The sequence below is a fragment of the Rhizobium sp. T1470 genome (genome assembly GCF_042140505.1).
Classification (GTDB): Bacteria; Pseudomonadota; Alphaproteobacteria; order Rhizobiales; family Rhizobiaceae; genus Rhizobium; species Rhizobium favelukesii.
This window is the reverse complement of record NZ_CP148092.1, coordinates 1,394,244-1,409,685: the sequence shown is the minus strand read 5'-3', so window position 1 is coordinate 1,409,685 and position 15,442 is coordinate 1,394,244. Positions and strand designations below refer to the sequence as shown.

General features: G+C 58.7%; 15 protein-coding genes and 1 pseudogene. 3 read left to right on the top strand and 13 right to left on the bottom strand.

The features are described 5' to 3' along the window. Window positions 1–15: 15 nt before the first annotated feature. From WGT02_RS27980 to WGT02_RS27960, 5 genes and pseudogenes are all read right to left on the bottom strand, one after another. Window positions 16–78: pseudogene (locus WGT02_RS27980) on the bottom strand (hypothetical protein); the annotation flags it as partial. A gap of 870 nt (window positions 79–948) precedes the next feature. Beyond that, complete coding sequence (locus tag WGT02_RS27975) at window positions 949–1,365, bottom strand: nuclear transport factor 2 family protein (RefSeq protein ID WP_208247707.1); 417 nt, start codon at window positions 1,363–1,365, stop codon at window positions 949–951. A gap of 88 nt (window positions 1,366–1,453) precedes the next feature. After that, window positions 1,454–2,074: an NADPH-dependent F420 reductase gene (locus WGT02_RS27970; protein WP_208247704.1), complete on the bottom strand. Its 621-nt coding sequence runs from the start codon at window positions 2,072–2,074 to the stop codon at window positions 1,454–1,456. Window positions 2,075–2,180: 106 nt separating this feature from the next. Beyond that, complete coding sequence (locus WGT02_RS27965; RefSeq protein ID WP_024317625.1) at window positions 2,181–3,122, bottom strand: SDR family oxidoreductase; 942 nt, start codon at window positions 3,120–3,122, stop codon at window positions 2,181–2,183. Window positions 3,123–3,172: 50 nt separating this feature from the next. Further along, window positions 3,173–3,808 (bottom strand): NADPH-dependent F420 reductase, encoded by a 636-nt coding sequence (locus WGT02_RS27960; protein ID WP_208247702.1) that lies wholly within the window; start codon window positions 3,806–3,808, stop codon window positions 3,173–3,175. 141 nt (window positions 3,809–3,949) lie between these two features. Here WGT02_RS27960 and WGT02_RS27955 point away from each other — a divergent pair, with 141 nt between their 5' ends. Beyond that, window positions 3,950–4,528: a TetR/AcrR family transcriptional regulator gene (locus WGT02_RS27955; RefSeq protein WP_208247700.1), complete on the top strand. Its 579-nt coding sequence runs from the start codon at window positions 3,950–3,952 to the stop codon at window positions 4,526–4,528. A gap of 425 nt (window positions 4,529–4,953) precedes the next feature. Here the strand turns inward: WGT02_RS27955 and WGT02_RS27950 are convergent, their stop codons facing one another. After that, complete coding sequence (locus tag WGT02_RS27950) at window positions 4,954–5,433, bottom strand: BA14K family protein (protein ID WP_208247698.1); 480 nt, start codon at window positions 5,431–5,433, stop codon at window positions 4,954–4,956. Between the two features lie 516 nt (window positions 5,434–5,949). Between WGT02_RS27950 and WGT02_RS27945 the strand changes: the two genes are divergently transcribed. Then, on the top strand, window positions 5,950–6,192 hold the full coding sequence (locus tag WGT02_RS27945) for a hypothetical protein (protein ID WP_024317622.1): 243 nt from the start codon (window positions 5,950–5,952) through the stop codon (window positions 6,190–6,192). 181 nt (window positions 6,193–6,373) lie between these two features. Here WGT02_RS27945 and WGT02_RS27940 read toward each other — a convergent pair whose 3' ends face one another. The 7 genes from WGT02_RS27940 to WGT02_RS27910 all read right to left on the bottom strand — a co-directional run bounded on the left by WGT02_RS27940 (window position 6,374) and on the right by WGT02_RS27910 (window position 13,497). Further along, complete coding sequence (locus WGT02_RS27940) at window positions 6,374–7,267, bottom strand: sugar phosphate isomerase/epimerase (RefSeq protein WP_024317621.1); 894 nt, start codon at window positions 7,265–7,267, stop codon at window positions 6,374–6,376. Window positions 7,268–7,368: 101 nt separating this feature from the next. Further along, complete coding sequence (locus WGT02_RS27935) at window positions 7,369–8,016, bottom strand: nucleoside/nucleotide kinase family protein (RefSeq protein WP_208247696.1); 648 nt, start codon at window positions 8,014–8,016, stop codon at window positions 7,369–7,371. Between the two features lie 60 nt (window positions 8,017–8,076). Beyond that, the gene (locus tag WGT02_RS27930; RefSeq protein ID WP_208247958.1) at window positions 8,077–8,925 is read right to left on the bottom strand and encodes a sugar phosphate isomerase/epimerase; all 849 of its coding nucleotides are present in this window, start codon (window positions 8,923–8,925) and stop codon (window positions 8,077–8,079) included. A gap of 2 nt (window positions 8,926–8,927) precedes the next feature. After that, window positions 8,928–9,923, bottom strand: a complete 996-nt coding sequence (locus WGT02_RS27925) for an ABC transporter permease (RefSeq protein WP_208247694.1) — start codon at window positions 9,921–9,923, stop codon at window positions 8,928–8,930. Beyond that, window positions 9,920–10,936 (bottom strand): ABC transporter permease, encoded by a 1,017-nt coding sequence (locus tag WGT02_RS27920; protein ID WP_024317617.1) that lies wholly within the window; start codon window positions 10,934–10,936, stop codon window positions 9,920–9,922. The genes WGT02_RS27925 and WGT02_RS27920 overlap by 4 nt, the downstream gene beginning before the upstream one ends. Further along, the gene (locus WGT02_RS27915) at window positions 10,929–12,419 is read right to left on the bottom strand and encodes a sugar ABC transporter ATP-binding protein (RefSeq protein ID WP_208247691.1); all 1,491 of its coding nucleotides are present in this window, start codon (window positions 12,417–12,419) and stop codon (window positions 10,929–10,931) included. The genes WGT02_RS27920 and WGT02_RS27915 overlap by 8 nt, the downstream gene beginning before the upstream one ends. A 103-nt stretch (window positions 12,420–12,522) precedes the next feature. Next, complete coding sequence (locus WGT02_RS27910; RefSeq protein ID WP_024317615.1) at window positions 12,523–13,497, bottom strand: autoinducer 2 ABC transporter substrate-binding protein; 975 nt, start codon at window positions 13,495–13,497, stop codon at window positions 12,523–12,525. 245 nt (window positions 13,498–13,742) lie between these two features. Between WGT02_RS27910 and WGT02_RS27905 the strand changes: the two genes are divergently transcribed. Then, window positions 13,743–14,810, top strand: a complete 1,068-nt coding sequence (locus WGT02_RS27905; protein WP_208247689.1) for a LacI family DNA-binding transcriptional regulator — start codon at window positions 13,743–13,745, stop codon at window positions 14,808–14,810. Window positions 14,811–15,442: the final 632 nt, after the last annotated feature.

Genomic DNA, 15,442 nt, shown 5'->3' with positions numbered 1-15,442 from the left:
GTGCCACACCTTAGTTTCGCGCGCAAGTTGGCCTGCTTCGACTAAAATTCTGATTTCAAGAGCCGAAACCGGCCCCATTTGCTGGCCCCGATATTTGTAGTACCAGGCCGTCATGCGCGATGCCATTCAAAGAAGGAGAACATTTACGAAATCAAGTGGGAGTGCTGATAGGTAGGAGCTTTCGTCGCTACGGAATACAACCCAGATTGTCAATACTGTTTTCGATACACGCTAACGCAAGATTGTGCTTCCTCCTGTGTATAGGTAGCTTTTAAATCGCGTCGCAAAAGGGATCTTTGATGGACCAGTAGTCCTTCAAAAGATTGATCGAACGCTGCTGTGGGCGCGTCGATCTTCAGCGGCCCACAGTTGGTCCAACCGTGACCATTCGCTGCCATCAGTGTGGGATGGCACTTCGAGCGTCGCTTCGAGTTCAGGCAGGAACTCATCGTCCACCGATTTGCCTCCTTTGGGATGCGGTCGAAGTGTGGTGGCGGCCCGCCAGTGGAATCTTCGCAGCTAGTGAAAATTCCTGCTATACAACTTCAGTGAATCGATATGCAGGTCGGGAACTTATGCCGAGCCGGAGACTAGCCGAGCCCGTTTCCTAACGCCCGAGATTTCCGGTAATCCATGATCGAAAGCTCGGCATAGTCTCCAGCCTCCGCTGTTACGTCTTAGCGAGACGTTTTCGACACAACCCGCCAATAGGAGACATTGGCGATACGCAGCGTTGACCGATTTGGGCCGACTTCAGCCCAGCGGCTTTCGGACATTGAAAGGGGAAAAGCTGTCCTTCGTCGACGAGGAAAGCAAAGGGAACTCTGGCCACTTTGTCGTTCATCCTATCAACTCGACGTCCCGGAACCTGTCATTCGGGTCGGGCCCCAACGTCCACGTTCCATTGTCGCGCCGATGTGAGCGCTTTTTGTAGGCCGTGTCGATGGGTCAATACTTGACACGGGCGTCCAACTCGGATGCCCGTGCCAGCGCCTGTGTATCGACGTACTCCCGAATGTGCGTCAGTTTGCCGTTCCGGACAGTAATTGCAAAGACCCAGTTGTCCTCCCACGGTTTGTTCGTGGCTTTGACCTTCCCGGTGGCGACGCCGATGACCATAACCCTGTCTCCCTGCGCCACGAATTCTGGAGGCTTCGTAAACGAAGTTTCCATCGCCTCCGAAGCCTTCTGAAGCAAATCTTCCAGTCCGGGGTGCCCGCGGTGCATTCCAGCCAGCGGCCAGTTTTCGCCCGGAATGATCCACTCGATATCTTCCGCAGATAAAGCCAGCAGACGCTCCTTGTCACCGCGGCCCATCGCCGCGAAAAAGTCCCTCACCGTCTGGATATTCTTTTCGATGCTCATCGAAATCTCTCCATCGTTCTTTGATCACCGCGTGTCCGAGTTACCGAACACGCTGTGAATACGTCAGTGGGAACGTGGTCTCGGCGGCTCAACCAATGTCCACGTTCAGGGCAAAGTCCCAGGTGCCAGCCCCGTTTTTGGCCAGACCAATCATCATCAGGCCGAGCGACTCGAGCGTTTGGGCCATATGCAGACCGCCGATGTCGAGCGGACGCAGGTCGAGGCTTTCGAGAAAGGTCGAGACGCGTGTCTTGGCGTCCGCATCGTCGGCCGCGATGAATGCATCGAGACGTCCGCCTTTCGCAAGGACATGTCCGAAGATGGTGTTGAAGGCCTTCACGATATGGGCGTTGGCGGGGAGGCTCTTCGCTGTCTCCTGCGCGCCGGAACTGCCGTTGGGGGTGACGAGCCCCGAGAGATCGGGAGCGACGGGGTTGGTGATGTCGATGATCACCTTGCTGTCGAGCGCGTTCCCGTAGTCGGCCACGGCGGCTGCCGCATGCTCATAAGGCACGGCGAGGATGACGATCTCCCCGGTAGGGACGGAGCCGTATGTCCCTGTCGTGGCTCCGTGTGCGAGTTGGTCGGCCAGCGCGCGCGCCTTGGCAGGGTCGCGGCTCGCCACCTCGACGGTGTGTCCAGCTTTGGCGATACGGCCGCCTATCGCCGCGGCCATCTTTCCAGAGCCGATGATGCTGATAGCGCTCATGTGCAGTCTCCTATTGAGTCGTGGGTTGCTGTTGGCCTCGAAGCGGGACAGCCCGGACGATTGCCTCACGTGCGCCGAACCCATCGGCTCGGCGCACGTGAAAGTCTTAGCTGGCCGGAAAGTATTGGCCGTTGTCGATGTCCTCGAGGAGGCCCGCCTGCGTAGGCTGCCAACCGAGGGTCTGCCGGGTGATGTGGCTGGTCGCCGGAAGGTCAAGCGTGACCAGGTTCGCGAGGAACCCGAAGTATCCCGGCAACATCAGGACATCCGCGGGTATGCTCACGGCTGGCAGGCCGAGACGGCTGCCGATGGCCTCAGCAATCTTACGGAACGCAATACCTTCGTCGGCGATCCCGTGCCAGGATTTGCCCGCAGGTCCCTTCTCCAGTGCCAGGCGAAACAGGGAGGCAAGATCGCGGCTGTGAATGGCTGGCCACACGTTCGTCCCGTCTCCGGGATAACCGATGACGCCCTTCTCCTTCGCGAGCCCGCTCAGCAGCGGGAAAAAGCCGGCACCGTCGGTCGTGCTGTGCACGATGGTAGGAATCCGCACGACCGAAGAGCGTACGCCTCGCTTTGCAAGGTCGATGACCGTGGTTTCCACGATGTTGCGAACCCGGAGAGTGCCCTTGTACGCATCGCCACCAGGGAGGGCGGGGTCTTCCTCGGTTGCCGGACGGCCCAGTTTCTCCCAACCGGGCGAGCCGATGCTCCCGGATACGACCAGCGGCTTTCCGGTGCCCGCCAGCCCATCACCGTAGGCGAGCATGATCTGGACTTCTGCGGCGGCCACGGCGTCGATTCCACCGGAGGGCAGCAGGTCCTGTCGGTGCGCGACGTGGATGACACCGTCGGCCTCAGCCGCCGCCGCCCGAAGACCGTCGAGGTCCTCGAGGTCACCGCGACGCACCTTCGCGCCGAGTTCTAAGACTTCCGCCGCGGACTTGTCCGACCGGGCCAGCGCCGTGACCTCGTGTCCTGCAGCGATGAGATCACCTATGATGTACGGACCGATATGGCCGGTTCCACCAGTTACGAAAACGTGCATGTCATTGTTCCTTGTGATTGATGTGATGTGGCAGGGGGTTTACGTGCTGTTCAGCCGGGAAGGCTGACGCCGATTGCAAAGTTGGCGTGTTTGATGGAGTGAGCGATAAGGCCGAGCGACAGCAGGCAGGCGTGCTCTAGCGTTCGCGCCATCGCCAATGGCCCGGTATCCATCGGGCGCAGTCCGAGGCCCTCGACGAACGCCGAGACCCGAGCTTTCGCCTGCTCGTCGTCTCCGGCGATGAATAGGTCCAAGGGTCGGCCCTCGAGCGAACCGGCGGCCAGGACGTGGGAGAAGTGGGTGTTGAACGCCTTGACGACATGGGCATCGGCGGGGGCAGCCTTGGCGATCTCCTGCGCGCCGAAGCTGTCTTGCGGGGTCACGAAGCTCTTGAGGTCGGAGGCGACGGGGTTGGTGATGTCGATGATGAGCTTGCCTGCCAACCCCGCGCCGTAAAGCTTCACGACTTCGAGAACGACCGCGTAGGGGGCCGCCAGGATAACGATGTCCCCGGCGGGCGCGGCACCGAACGAGCCGGTCGTCGCGCTACCTCCGATCCGGCCCGCCAACGCCTGCCCCTTGACGGGATCGCGGCTCATCACCTCAACGGTGTGTCCGGCCTTGGCGGCTAGCCCGCCGATCGCTGCGGCCATGTCTCCCGATCCGATGATGCTTATTGTGCTCATGTTCATGTTCCTTGCAGGTTTGCCCGGCGGTTCTGTTGCCTTGCTCCCAGACACACTTTATATATGGATCACCGATCCGAATTATAATGTGGATCAGTGGTCCACATATATGGGTCACTGATCCCTTTAACAAGGTGTCACATGCGAGCCGACGCAAAAAAGAATTATGACCACATCCTCGAGGTCGCGCGTGGCGTCGTTACGGAGCATGGTTCCGATGCGTCCATGCGCGATATCGCCCGCCGGGCCGAGGTCGGGCTGGCCACACTGCTTCGCCATTTCCCGACGCGAGAGGCGTTGTTCGAGGCGCTGCTGTGCACGAACCTGGACGCACTGACGCAGAAGGCAGCCGAACTCGAAACGTCGAATTCGCCCGGTGAAGCGCTTGAGTCTTGGGTTCGCGGATGGGTCGGATTCGCTCAGACTTATCAGGGCGTTGTCGCTATGATGGCTGCAGCTCACACGAACCCGGCTTCCGCCCTTTATGCTTCTTGTGCGGCAATACACTCAGCGAGTGCTCGACTACTCCTTCGTGCTCAGGCCGACGGTAAGGCGCGCGCAGACATGAACGGGGACGACCTGTTCGCCCTAATGACGGCTCTCGGCTGGGCGGTCGACCAACCCTCTTTCGCGTCACGAGCGGATCATCTCGTTCACCTTATTACGAGCTCCATTTTGACAACTACGTCGAACAGCGATGCCAAGACCGTGACAGGTTGAAATATATTGGCAGGCGAAATTGGGACGGACCGCTACTGCTCGCTGGGAATCGAAAACCTTTCCGTAACCTTTGTCCCAGGCGAGCTCGTTGCCAACCTACTGCCGACCCCCATGGGGTAACGGCCGCGTTCAGGCTCATGACCAATGTCTTTGAGCGACGGCAATGAGGGCGCGAAGGCTCCGTTCAGACAATGTGTCTACGTCTCCCGCCTGCACGAACTGCTCCCGTGGACGTGGAAAAGGCTGCGTGAGGCCGAAAAGAACCAGGATCAGTACATCGCCTGAGCGACAGCCTCACCATACATCAGCAAGTGCGCCTGCGCGCGAGCCAATTCCGCGGCCTTCCGCGTATGGATACAGCTTTGCTCATTTATAAGAATATGCAGACTCTCGACCGCATCTTACGGGATTGATGCGCGAACCAATCAATAGGGGCCAACGCATTGGCGGCGGGGTCCATAATAAGGCTGGTAGGTATTGTCGAACGCTCTGTATGTCCGATAGCGCGCATAGCACCAGCTCACATGGCTGCCCCCTTCATAGGCGACCGAAGGTGCATACTGGCGATAGGGCCGGTAGTAGCCGTAAGGCCGGCCGTAGCCGTAGGGAGAGTCATAATACCCGTCATCGTACGGACCGTAGTACGGCTGTGCCAACGCGCCACCAATGATCGTACCGAGAGCTAAACCACCCAGGGCCAACCCCCAATCCGATCCGTGATGACGGTGGTAACCACCGTAGTGGCGGTCATTCCAGCGTCCGCCCCCTCCGTGACGCCATTGCACCGGTTCTACCCGCTTCTGCACTTCGATCCCGGGTGGGTTCACTGCCGGAAACGCCTGAGCTGGCGTGCTGGCCGGAGCACTTATGAACAAGCCCAACGCGACAACGACTAGCCATTTCATGACTGTTCTCCTCGTCTCCAATGGAGGAAGTATTATCCTCTCCGGCTGAACTAAAGGTGAACGTAGTGTGACGAAAGTCGGACCGCGGAGCCACGTTAAATGGGCTCATTCGGCTGGAACCGGAATCCGGAATCCGGCTCAGTGGATCGACCGTCACGGTAGACGGCGGCGGCACCATAGCCAGCTGAGTTGCGCCGTGCGCACCCAAACCGTTAGCTTATGTGGCACCCTCCCGACGGAAGTTGCTGCACAATGGCTTGGGCGAGCCGCAGGTCGATGCGGCTGGCAGACCGAATCTCGCGCTTACAGCTTCAGCCATGCAGGCCGGGTTTCGGCCCACCTCCGATGATGTTCGGCCTGGTCTGCGTGGTCCCGCGTTTCTGGGCCACGATCTGAAGCGGCGGGACATGAGGCTCATGACGGTACTTTTTTGTATTAAGCCATTGAATGTAGTGGAGGATATCTGTCGTGGGGCCCCGGATTTGTGCTGACGGTACTTTTCAGGGCGGCAGCAGGATGCTGACGGACGCCGCCCGCATCAGCCATATCGACGATAATGTCGAAATCGCCCTTTTCTTTAAGGTCGGCTCGTTTGACGAATCCTGGTCGGTCGATGTTTGTATTACAAACGGAGCTAAAAACGATGCCAGATCGAGAACTTTCAGACCCGATCACGATGCGTGTGCCCTTGGACATCTTGACCGAGAAATCGCAGGGATTTGCAACCGCAACGGAAGCTGGGTTTTGTGCGAGCCTTGAAAACCTATCTGGCGCCCGAGGGCAGAGAGATCATCGATAGCGAGAAAGCCCGACGGGATGTGACCTCGGGCTTCGACATGATGTTGATGAGGTGATCGATGACGTCGACACCATCGTCAACGGAGCCGCTACGTGAAGGTCACACTGTCGCGGGGGTCGAGCTTTGTATTCCGCGTCGCCCTTATGGCAGTCGGCTGCGCTCGGCCTGACGTTGCGCCTCCTGAGCAGACTTCAATTGAGCGCGCGTATACATGAGAGCGTGGGATGCCAGGTCATAACCATCCTCCCACAGATTACGCCAAATTCCGAGGATACCTTCCAACGGCTGACCGACGACGCGTGACGAGAAGCTCTCGAAGGTGATCGGTCCGGTATAGCCGGATGCGACGATGGCGCGGAAAACGCCTGCCAGATCGATCGTGCCGGAGCCCATGTAACCGCGGTGTGAATCACCCGTGTGGAAGTAACCGAGGTAGCTACCGGTATCTTTGATAGCGGAAGGAACGTCAGATTCCTCGATGTTCATATGATAAACATCGAGATGGACCTTCACATTGTCAGCACCGATCCGCTTGCAGAGTTCGACGCCCTGCGACGCTGTATTCAACAGGTTGGATTCGTAGCGGTTGACGACCTCGAGGCCGAGAACGATGTTGCTCTTGGCGGCCGTCTCCGCCACCTGAGCGAGAATGTCCACGGACATCGTGACGCCAGCAGCAGTCGTCGGAATGCTGTTCTTCTGGAAAGCCGAATGGAGAATGCCGCAGACATGCGTCGCGCCAAGGTCGCGGGCGACAGACAGTGCCTGTTCAAGCTTGGCCTTGCCACGCTTTGCCTTCTCGATATCACCGCTCGAAATGTCCGTGTCAGCGTCTAGACCCAGAGAAAAATTGATCCCGATCCCGTGCTTCTCAAGTACGCGACGGGTGTAGTCGACATCGATGGAGCTTGGATCGAGAGCGGGAGCCTCGATGAAGTCATAGCCCACCTCGGCGGTCTTTGCGATTGCATGTTCACATTCGTCGTGGCTCCAGCCCTTCTCCCAGACCAAAGCGTGTACACCTAGCTTGTTCATGTCGTGCTCCTAACGTTGTCAATGCATTTGAATCCCACCGCGGATGGCTTCTTTGGTCGGAATGACGGTGGCGGACCGCAATCGGCCCGCCGGGCGGATGATTAATTGTTGTCGACGCGGAGGTCGGGCTCGGCGCTGCCCGATATGATGGCAAGGCCGTTCCTCAGATCGTTCTCCTCAACCTTTCGGTTGATTTCCTTGGGATCGAGCCCGTAGCCCCGCCAGCGATCCTGCAGCCTCTGTCGCAACTGGTCTTCGCCGACGTCAACAAACACCGTGAAGTCGAAAATCTCTTTCAGCTTGTCCCATGGTGACTGTCGGGCAAGCAGATCGTTTCCTTCGCAGACGATGATCTCCGTTGACTGCGGAACCAGACTTCCACCAGCTCGAGCAATTTCGATCGAACGATCAAAGACCGGGACGGCAATGACGTCGTCGTCATTGGTTTTCAGGCGCTTGAGCATGTGGCGTAGGCCGTGGGCGTCGAACGTATCGATGGCGCCCTTGAATGCCAGACGTCCCATCTGCTCCAGCACAACGTCGTCGTAGTGGTAGCCATCCATAGGAAAAAGGGCTGCCCTGAGATGATGCTCACCGTTGATCAACTGGACAGCTCTTTCGGCGAGGGTCGATTTCCCAGACCCCGGGGCGCCCGCAATGGCAATCAGAACTCTGCGACCACACATGGCTGCAAAGCGCTGAACTGCGATCTTGGCGATCTCGCTCGAGTTTTCTTCAATGTTGCTCAAGGAGCTCCTCCCAATGATATGCGGCGGCCATAGCCGTTGACCCCGCCGCGCCGTTCGACGTCAGGCCAACGCGTATTGCGCGGCCTTGCCACGCAAGAATGAGAGACCATTGCCCATGACTTCCTCTTCATCGCGGGCAACCGGACGCCACGTCGATATGTCGCCGGCCATCTCTGGCGGCATGCTGACAAAGCTCTCCAGGGTCAAAGCTCCCTTGAAGCCGATTGCGGACAAGGCGGCAAAGATTGAGTCCCAAGGGACATTTCCCGCGCCGGGTGTTCCTCGGTCGCTTTCGGACAAGTGCATGTATTTCAGATGATCTCGGGCGGCGAGGATGCCGTTGGCCGACCCCTTCTCCTCGATGTTCATATGGAACGTATCCAAATGAACGAACACGTTTTCCATTCCGATACGCTCGACCAGCGCCACCGCTTGCTCGGCGGAATTGATCAGATGGCTCTCGTAGCGGTTGACGGCTTCGACGCCGAGTTGAATGCCTCGGGATTTTGCCTGCCTGGCAGCCACTTCAAGAGCCCGAGCGACGTTGTCGTATTCGGCTTGCGTTGGAGGAGCGCCGGTTCGCTCGTTGGTTCCGCCATAGATGACGCCCGTGAGAACCTCGCCACCCATGTCCGCGGCTTTGTCGATCGCCACCTTGAGGTGTTCGATTGCCGCGTTGGGACGCACCGACGCCCAAGCGGCCTCAGGCAGCACCAGGGAGCAGGCCGCCCGAAGCCCATGCTTCTCCAAGAGATCGCGGGTATGCTTCGCATCGACCGCTGGCGCGTCGAGCAAGGGAATCTCAATAAAGTCCACCTTGTATTTGCTTGCGCAGGCAATGGCCCGCTCCGGGCTAGCGCGGTCCCAGCTCATCGTCCACATACTTGCGTGAATCCCGAAACCTTGCACCTTCATCCCTTCTTTCTGCGTGAAGCGAGGTAAGCTGAAACGATGGTTCTCGCCGCCATGACGACGATCATCAGCACGCCCCAAAGCGCCGTTGCGAGGTGTTGATTTGCGCCCATCAAGTTGAGACCGGAGGACAGAAGCTGAAGCACGATGAGTGCGACGAAGACCGGCAGAACTCGCCCGAAGCCACCAAAGGGATCGATGCCGCCTAGGAATGCTGCGAGTACGGTAATTAGGAGGTAAGATTCTCCGTGTCCGACGCGCACCGAATTGAAGCGTGCGAGCATGATCACGCCGGCGACTGCGCACATCAGGCCAGACAACGTATAGACGAGGACCAGAATGCGGCGGGTATTCATGCCGGAGTACTGGGCTGCTTCGATATTGGAGCCGATCATCAGGAGGCCAAAGCCAAGCTTGAAGCGTGTCAGCAGGAGCTGCCACAGACCGACGCAGATGACGAAGATCAGCAGCGGGATCGGGAAACCGAATAGCTGTCCGTGTCCGATCGGCGCGATGAAGCTCGGAAAGCCGGATACGTCGCCGCCACGTGTGAGAAATTCACCAAGGCCACGCAGGAAGATCATCATGGACAACGTCACGAGGATCGGATGGGCGCGCGTGTAGGCGATCGCAGCACCCGTCATCAGCCCCGCGGCGCCTCCGGTGGCAAGAGCCGCCAGGACACCGAGCAGAAAGGCTGACGGGGACGCGTCGACACCACCGTAGATTTGCATCACCCAGGCTGCCGCCAGGCCGGACAGGTTTGCTGTGAAGGTAACAGAGAGATTGATGCCACCGGTCAGAAGCGGAAGCAGCATCGCGAGAGTGAGCAATCCCAGCTCCGGAAGCTGGAAGGCAACCGAGCCGAACGTCGCTGAAGAGATGAAGTTGTTTGCTGCGAGACCGAAGATGACCATCACGGCCAGGAAGGCGATGGCCGGACCCGTCATGTCGGCGCCAAAGGTGGCGTTGAACTTTTGAGCAATGGCTTTCATGAGTGTGTGCTCCCTCTTCTGGCGTTGCCCTTCGCGAGGAACGGCAGAAGCTTGTCGATGCGCGCGGAAGAGAGCGTGATGGCGACGAGAATGATCGCGCCGACGATCATCTTGAATGCGAAGGGCGAGACGCCCATGAGGTTCAACCCGTTCTGGGTGATCGAAACCATCAGGACGCCGAGGACGCATCCGATAACGGAACCCTTGCCCCCACCGAGGCGCGCGCCACCGAGAACCGTTGCTGCCAGAACGTCCAATTCGCGTCCGTAAAGAGCATTCGGGACGACTTCTTCGGCATAGTGTGCCTGCATCAATCCGGCGATACCGGCCATAAGCCCCATCCAGCCGAACGAGATGTAATGCATGGCTCCAATGTTGATGCCGAAGCGGCGTGCTCCCTCCGGGTTGTCGCCAAACGCGTAGAGCTGGCGGCCGATTGTCGTGCGGGAAATCATGAACCAGGTCGCGAGGCAGCAAAGGATCATGACGACGACCGGCAGAGTAAGCTCGATCCAGGAGCCGTCGGCCATCTCACGTTCAAAGAACACCACGCGTGTCGTGAGCCATTCGGGCAGGTCGTAGATGGAGACGCCCTTGGTGAAGAACATCAGGAGCCCGAAGAAGATGTTGAAAGTCGAGATCGTCGCGACAATCGAAATAATGTGCAGGCGGTAGACCAGAGCCGCGTTGATCAGGCCCAAACCGATCCCGACGGCTCCCGCAATGATGAAGCCTTCTGCCCAGTCGCCGCCACCCAACGCGCCAAGCGCGAGAGCGGTGACGTATTGCGCGACCGAGGCTGCGACGGCAAAGGAGATATCGATCCCGCCTGAAATCAGGACGACGAGAAGCCCTACGGCAAAGATGATGTTGACGGCCGAGACGTTCAGCACATCAAACGCGTTCGAGATCGTAAGAAACCGATCAGTCCCAAAAGACAGTCCGATGCAAAGCACGATCATGACCGCCAGAAGCGTGAATTCCGTTGTATGTCCAAGGATCAGCCTACGCATAGACGGCAGACTCCAGTTCGGTGAGCGACAAGCGTCGCGGGTCGTAGGTCGCGTGGATTTTGCCTTCCACCATGTGAATGATGCGGTCGGCGTTGAAGTAGACCTCCGGCGGTTCGTCGGAGATCAGGATGATCGCCATACCCTGGGCCGCAAGCTTGCGTACGATCTCGAAGATGCCGGCTCGCGCACCGACATCGACGCCAACGGTCGGAGCATCGAGGATGAGGATCTTGGGGCCAATGGCCAGCCATTTGGCGATCGCAACGCGCTGCTGGTTGCCGCCAGAAAGGGTCCGAATGGCGTCGACCGATCTGCCAATCTTGACGCCGAGCGTGGAAATCCAGTGATGAACGACATTTGCCTTCTTCCTGGGCGAGATCATCCCGCCGGACAGCAGCCTGTCGAGCGAAGCCATGACCAGGTTGTCAGCGATGGACTGAGGTAGGTTGAGACCGAGAGAGAGGCGATCTTCCGACAGATAAGCGACACCTGCACGAATGGCATCTCGGTTGGAACCGAACCTAACGCGCTCCCCTTCGATCGTGATCTCGCCCGCTTGCGGACGGTGCATACCGAAGAGTGTCAGCGCTAACTCTGTGCGCCCGGCTCCAAGTAGTCCGGTGATCCCCAATGTCTCGCCGCGACGCAGATCGAATGAGATGTCCCGGAACTCTTTGGCCCGGGTGAGGCCCCGCACCGATAGCACGACACGTTCGTGATCATGGTCGGTGGCGACGATAGCGTTGTCAAAGTTGCGGCCAGTCATCAGTTCAGTCACACGTGACTGTGTCATGCCTTCCACCGGAAACACGCCGACCAGCGCGCCATCTCGAAGCACAGTTATCCGGTCGGAGATCTGCAGCACTTCCGCAAGGCGATGTGAGACGAACACGACAGCGACACCGGATGCTGACAGGTTGCGGACGATATCGATGAGGTAGTCGGTCTCGGATTGCGTCAGCGACGCAGTCGGTTCATCCATGAAGACAAGACGGGCTTCACCGACCAGCGCACGTGCAATGGCGACGATCTGACGTTGCGCGATCGGCAACTCCTTCAACGGCCGGTGAAGATCGATACTGACGCCGAGGCGGGCCAGCGCCTTTTCGGCCGCGTCGTCAATCGCGCGCTTGTCGACGAGGCCGTACTTGCCATTGACCGCGTATTGAAAGCCGATGTTTTCGGCGACTGTCATCTCTGAGAAGAGCGCGAGGTCCTGCCAGATGACCTGAATGCCCAGTGATTGCGCGAGGGTGGGCGTCATCGCCGCGATGGGCTGACCGTCGAAGAAGAACTCCGCGCCATCCTGCGGCTTATAGACGCCAGTGATGACCTTGATCAGCGTGCTCTTGCCGCAGCCGTTTTCTCCTGCAAGGCAATGCACCTCGCCAGGATTGACTTCGAACGACACCCCTTTCAGGGCCCGCACGCCGCCAAACGTAACTTTGATATTCTTGAGTGAAAGGAGCGGTCCGGCGCTCATAGCGTATCTCCCTGATCAGCCGCCTGAGTTGGCGGACGGCGCAGGCTGCTAAGTCTCTACGGGGCCGCGTAGAGCGAACTCCGCGCGACCCCGGGCTTGGGGGTCAGAGGCCCATGCCGACAAGCTTGTCGATGCTTTCCTTGTTGATCGCTAGGAGCTGGTCGACGATGATCGTGTTGCCCTCAGGATTGATCTTACCGAGGCCCTCGATTTCATCGCCAGCCTTGACGCTCTCGCCCTTGGAGATTCGATCTGCGAGGGTTACAAAGACCTCACCCGCCTGCTTGGGATTCCACATGAACCCACCGGTGATCGCGCCCGACTTGATGAGTTTCGCGCCCTGCCCTGGCGAGAATGGCCCGATCACGAAGACCTTTCCGTCCTTGCGACGCTCTTCCACCGCACGGCCCGCACCAATCGGACCCTGCGAGCCGAATGCCAGGAAGCCCGTTAGGTCTGCATTGGCTGCCATGAGGTCGAGTGCAGTTGAGCGACTCTTGTCGACGTCTTCGGCAACGCCATAGCGATCGCCGACCAGCTTCATATCAGGATAGTTCGCCTTGATGTAGGCGATAGCTGCGTCTGCCCAGGCATTATGCAGCGGGACAGTGAGAGAGCCGACAAACACTGCATACGCGCCTTTGCCGCCCATCTTCTCGGCGAGAAGCTTAGCATGTGCTTCACCGAAACCCTTGGCAGAGGCAAGCTCGAAGTCCCAATCAGCACCGACCTGCTTAGGCGATTCATGAGTGATGACCTTGATGCCGGCTTCCTGGGCCTTCTTGAGGACTGGCTCCAGGACCTTGGCGTCGTTCGGAACGACACCGATGTAATCGACCTTCTGTGCGATCAGGTCTTCGATAGCACGAACCTGGAGAGCCGGATCGGCGCTGGTCGGACCGACCATGAAGCCTTCCACGCCGAGCTTAGTGCTCTGCTCCTTAATGCCAGCTTCCATGGCGTTGAACCACGGGATACCGCCAATCTTCACGACCACGCCGATCTTAGGCCCTGCGAAGGCAACGGATGCAAGAAGCGTCAGCGAGAGGCCGAGCGTGACTGCGAGCATTCTCTTCATGGATTTCTCTCCTCCAAACACAGCCGGCAAGAGAGAATCGCCACGCGAGCCCCATGCTCGTGTGCTGAGCGTTTTTTGGCTCCGATTTTCGGAACCCCTCCCTTACCGCTTCCTCTAAGCGACCACCTTTGCACAATCCTTCTTGCTTTCGTGCACAATCGATGGTGCAATAACCATAACACCAAAAGGACTTTCGTCAAGAGCCCCAGTATCCTAGACAGGGCGACCGTTGAGGAGATTTGCGGATGTCGGAAATAGAGCAGAAGAAAGCAACGATTTATGATCTGTCGGTGGTGTCCGGCGCGTCCGCCTCAACGGTTAGCGCGGTCTTGAACGGCACCTGGCGCAAGCGGCGGATTTCAGAGGAAACAGCCGAGAAAATCATGTCGTTGGCAAAAACGCATCGCTACACGGCAAATCTGCAGGCACGTGCGTTGAGAAGCTCGCGCTCTGGACTAACGGGTCTGCTCTTGCCGGTCTACGACAACCGATTCTTTTCTTCGATGGCTCAGACTTTCGAGGCGCAAGCACGAAAGCGCGGGCTCGTCCCAATGGTCGTGTCAGGACGACGCGATCCGGAGGAGGAACGGCGAACGGTCGAGTCGTTGATCGCCTACTCCATTGACTCACTCTTCGTCGCAGGCGCGACCGATCCCGACGGCGTGCACCAGGTCTGCGTGCGAGCAGGTTTGCCACACGTGAACATCGACCTGCCCGGCAAGTACGCGCCTTCCGTCATCGCGGATAACCGACAAGGCGCAGAAGCGCTGACGTCTGCGATCATACGCCACGCAGAACGTATAGGGCCGCTTGGCCCCGAGGATGTCTACCTGTTTGGCGGCCGCGACGATCACGCAAGCCGCGAGCGCATTGCGGGCTTTCATGCGGTCAAGCAATCAATCTTTGGTGTGGCGGCCACCACTGGCGATGTTGAAATCACCGGCTATTCGCCTGGAATGACCGAGCTTGCTTTCGAGCGTTTCTTCGACCGCCACAGCAGGCTGCCGCGCTGCTTCTTCATCAATTCGTCCATCAATTTTGAGGGTCTGTTGCGCTTCATGGCGCGTCACGATGGTGAGACGTTTGGAGATATTGTCGTGGGGTGTTTCGACTACGATCCTTTCGGATCGTTTCTGCCGTTTCCCGTGTACATGATCAGGCCGAACATTTCGGAGATGCTCGAGCGGGGCTTCGAACTGCTGGAAGACGAGAACGCCAAGCCCCAGATCGTGATGATCGAGCCGCAGTTGGTGCCACCACGCACCGCGCTGGAAGGGCCATTGGACGCTTTGAAAGATGGCCCTGCAGGTTAGATGCTGCGGGGACACCGGGACCACGAACCCGTTGGCGTACTGGCAGTGCCCGCAATGGTTCCGCTAGCCTATAGCCCAGGATATGCGATCTCAACATGGCGACACGCCCGAAAATCTTGCGGGAGACGTCCGATATCGAAGCCGTAGGCTGGCCTCTGCCTTACCGGGAATGCGCCATGAATCGGGCGATCAACGCCAGTGTTTCGCCCGGACAACTAAAGCAAACCTGCGTAATCAACCCGAGCCCCGCCCAGCGTTTCATGTTGACCGCCATATCATGTATGAAAGTTCTTCATACGGGTCGCCCGCAGATTCCCTCGTTCAGGGAACTGCACCTCTCCAACGGGCTACCCATCACTGGCTGCCCCCACTGCGCCGGGCGGCGGCGCCCGAATCAACACGACCATCCACAATCGCAGTAAATCCGTGATCAGGCTGCACTATCAAGTCCACGGCAAGGAATGGCAGAAATCTCGCACGATCGCGAACGCTTCCCCAATATCCGGCCGCCGACTTCCAGCTTCATCGTATCCCATTCCTTTTCCGAGCGCTCTTTACCCTTCGGATTATCGAACGAGTCACGTTTCGGCTCAATGTCGCGAGTTTCGGCGCGTTCGCTCGACACCCAGTTC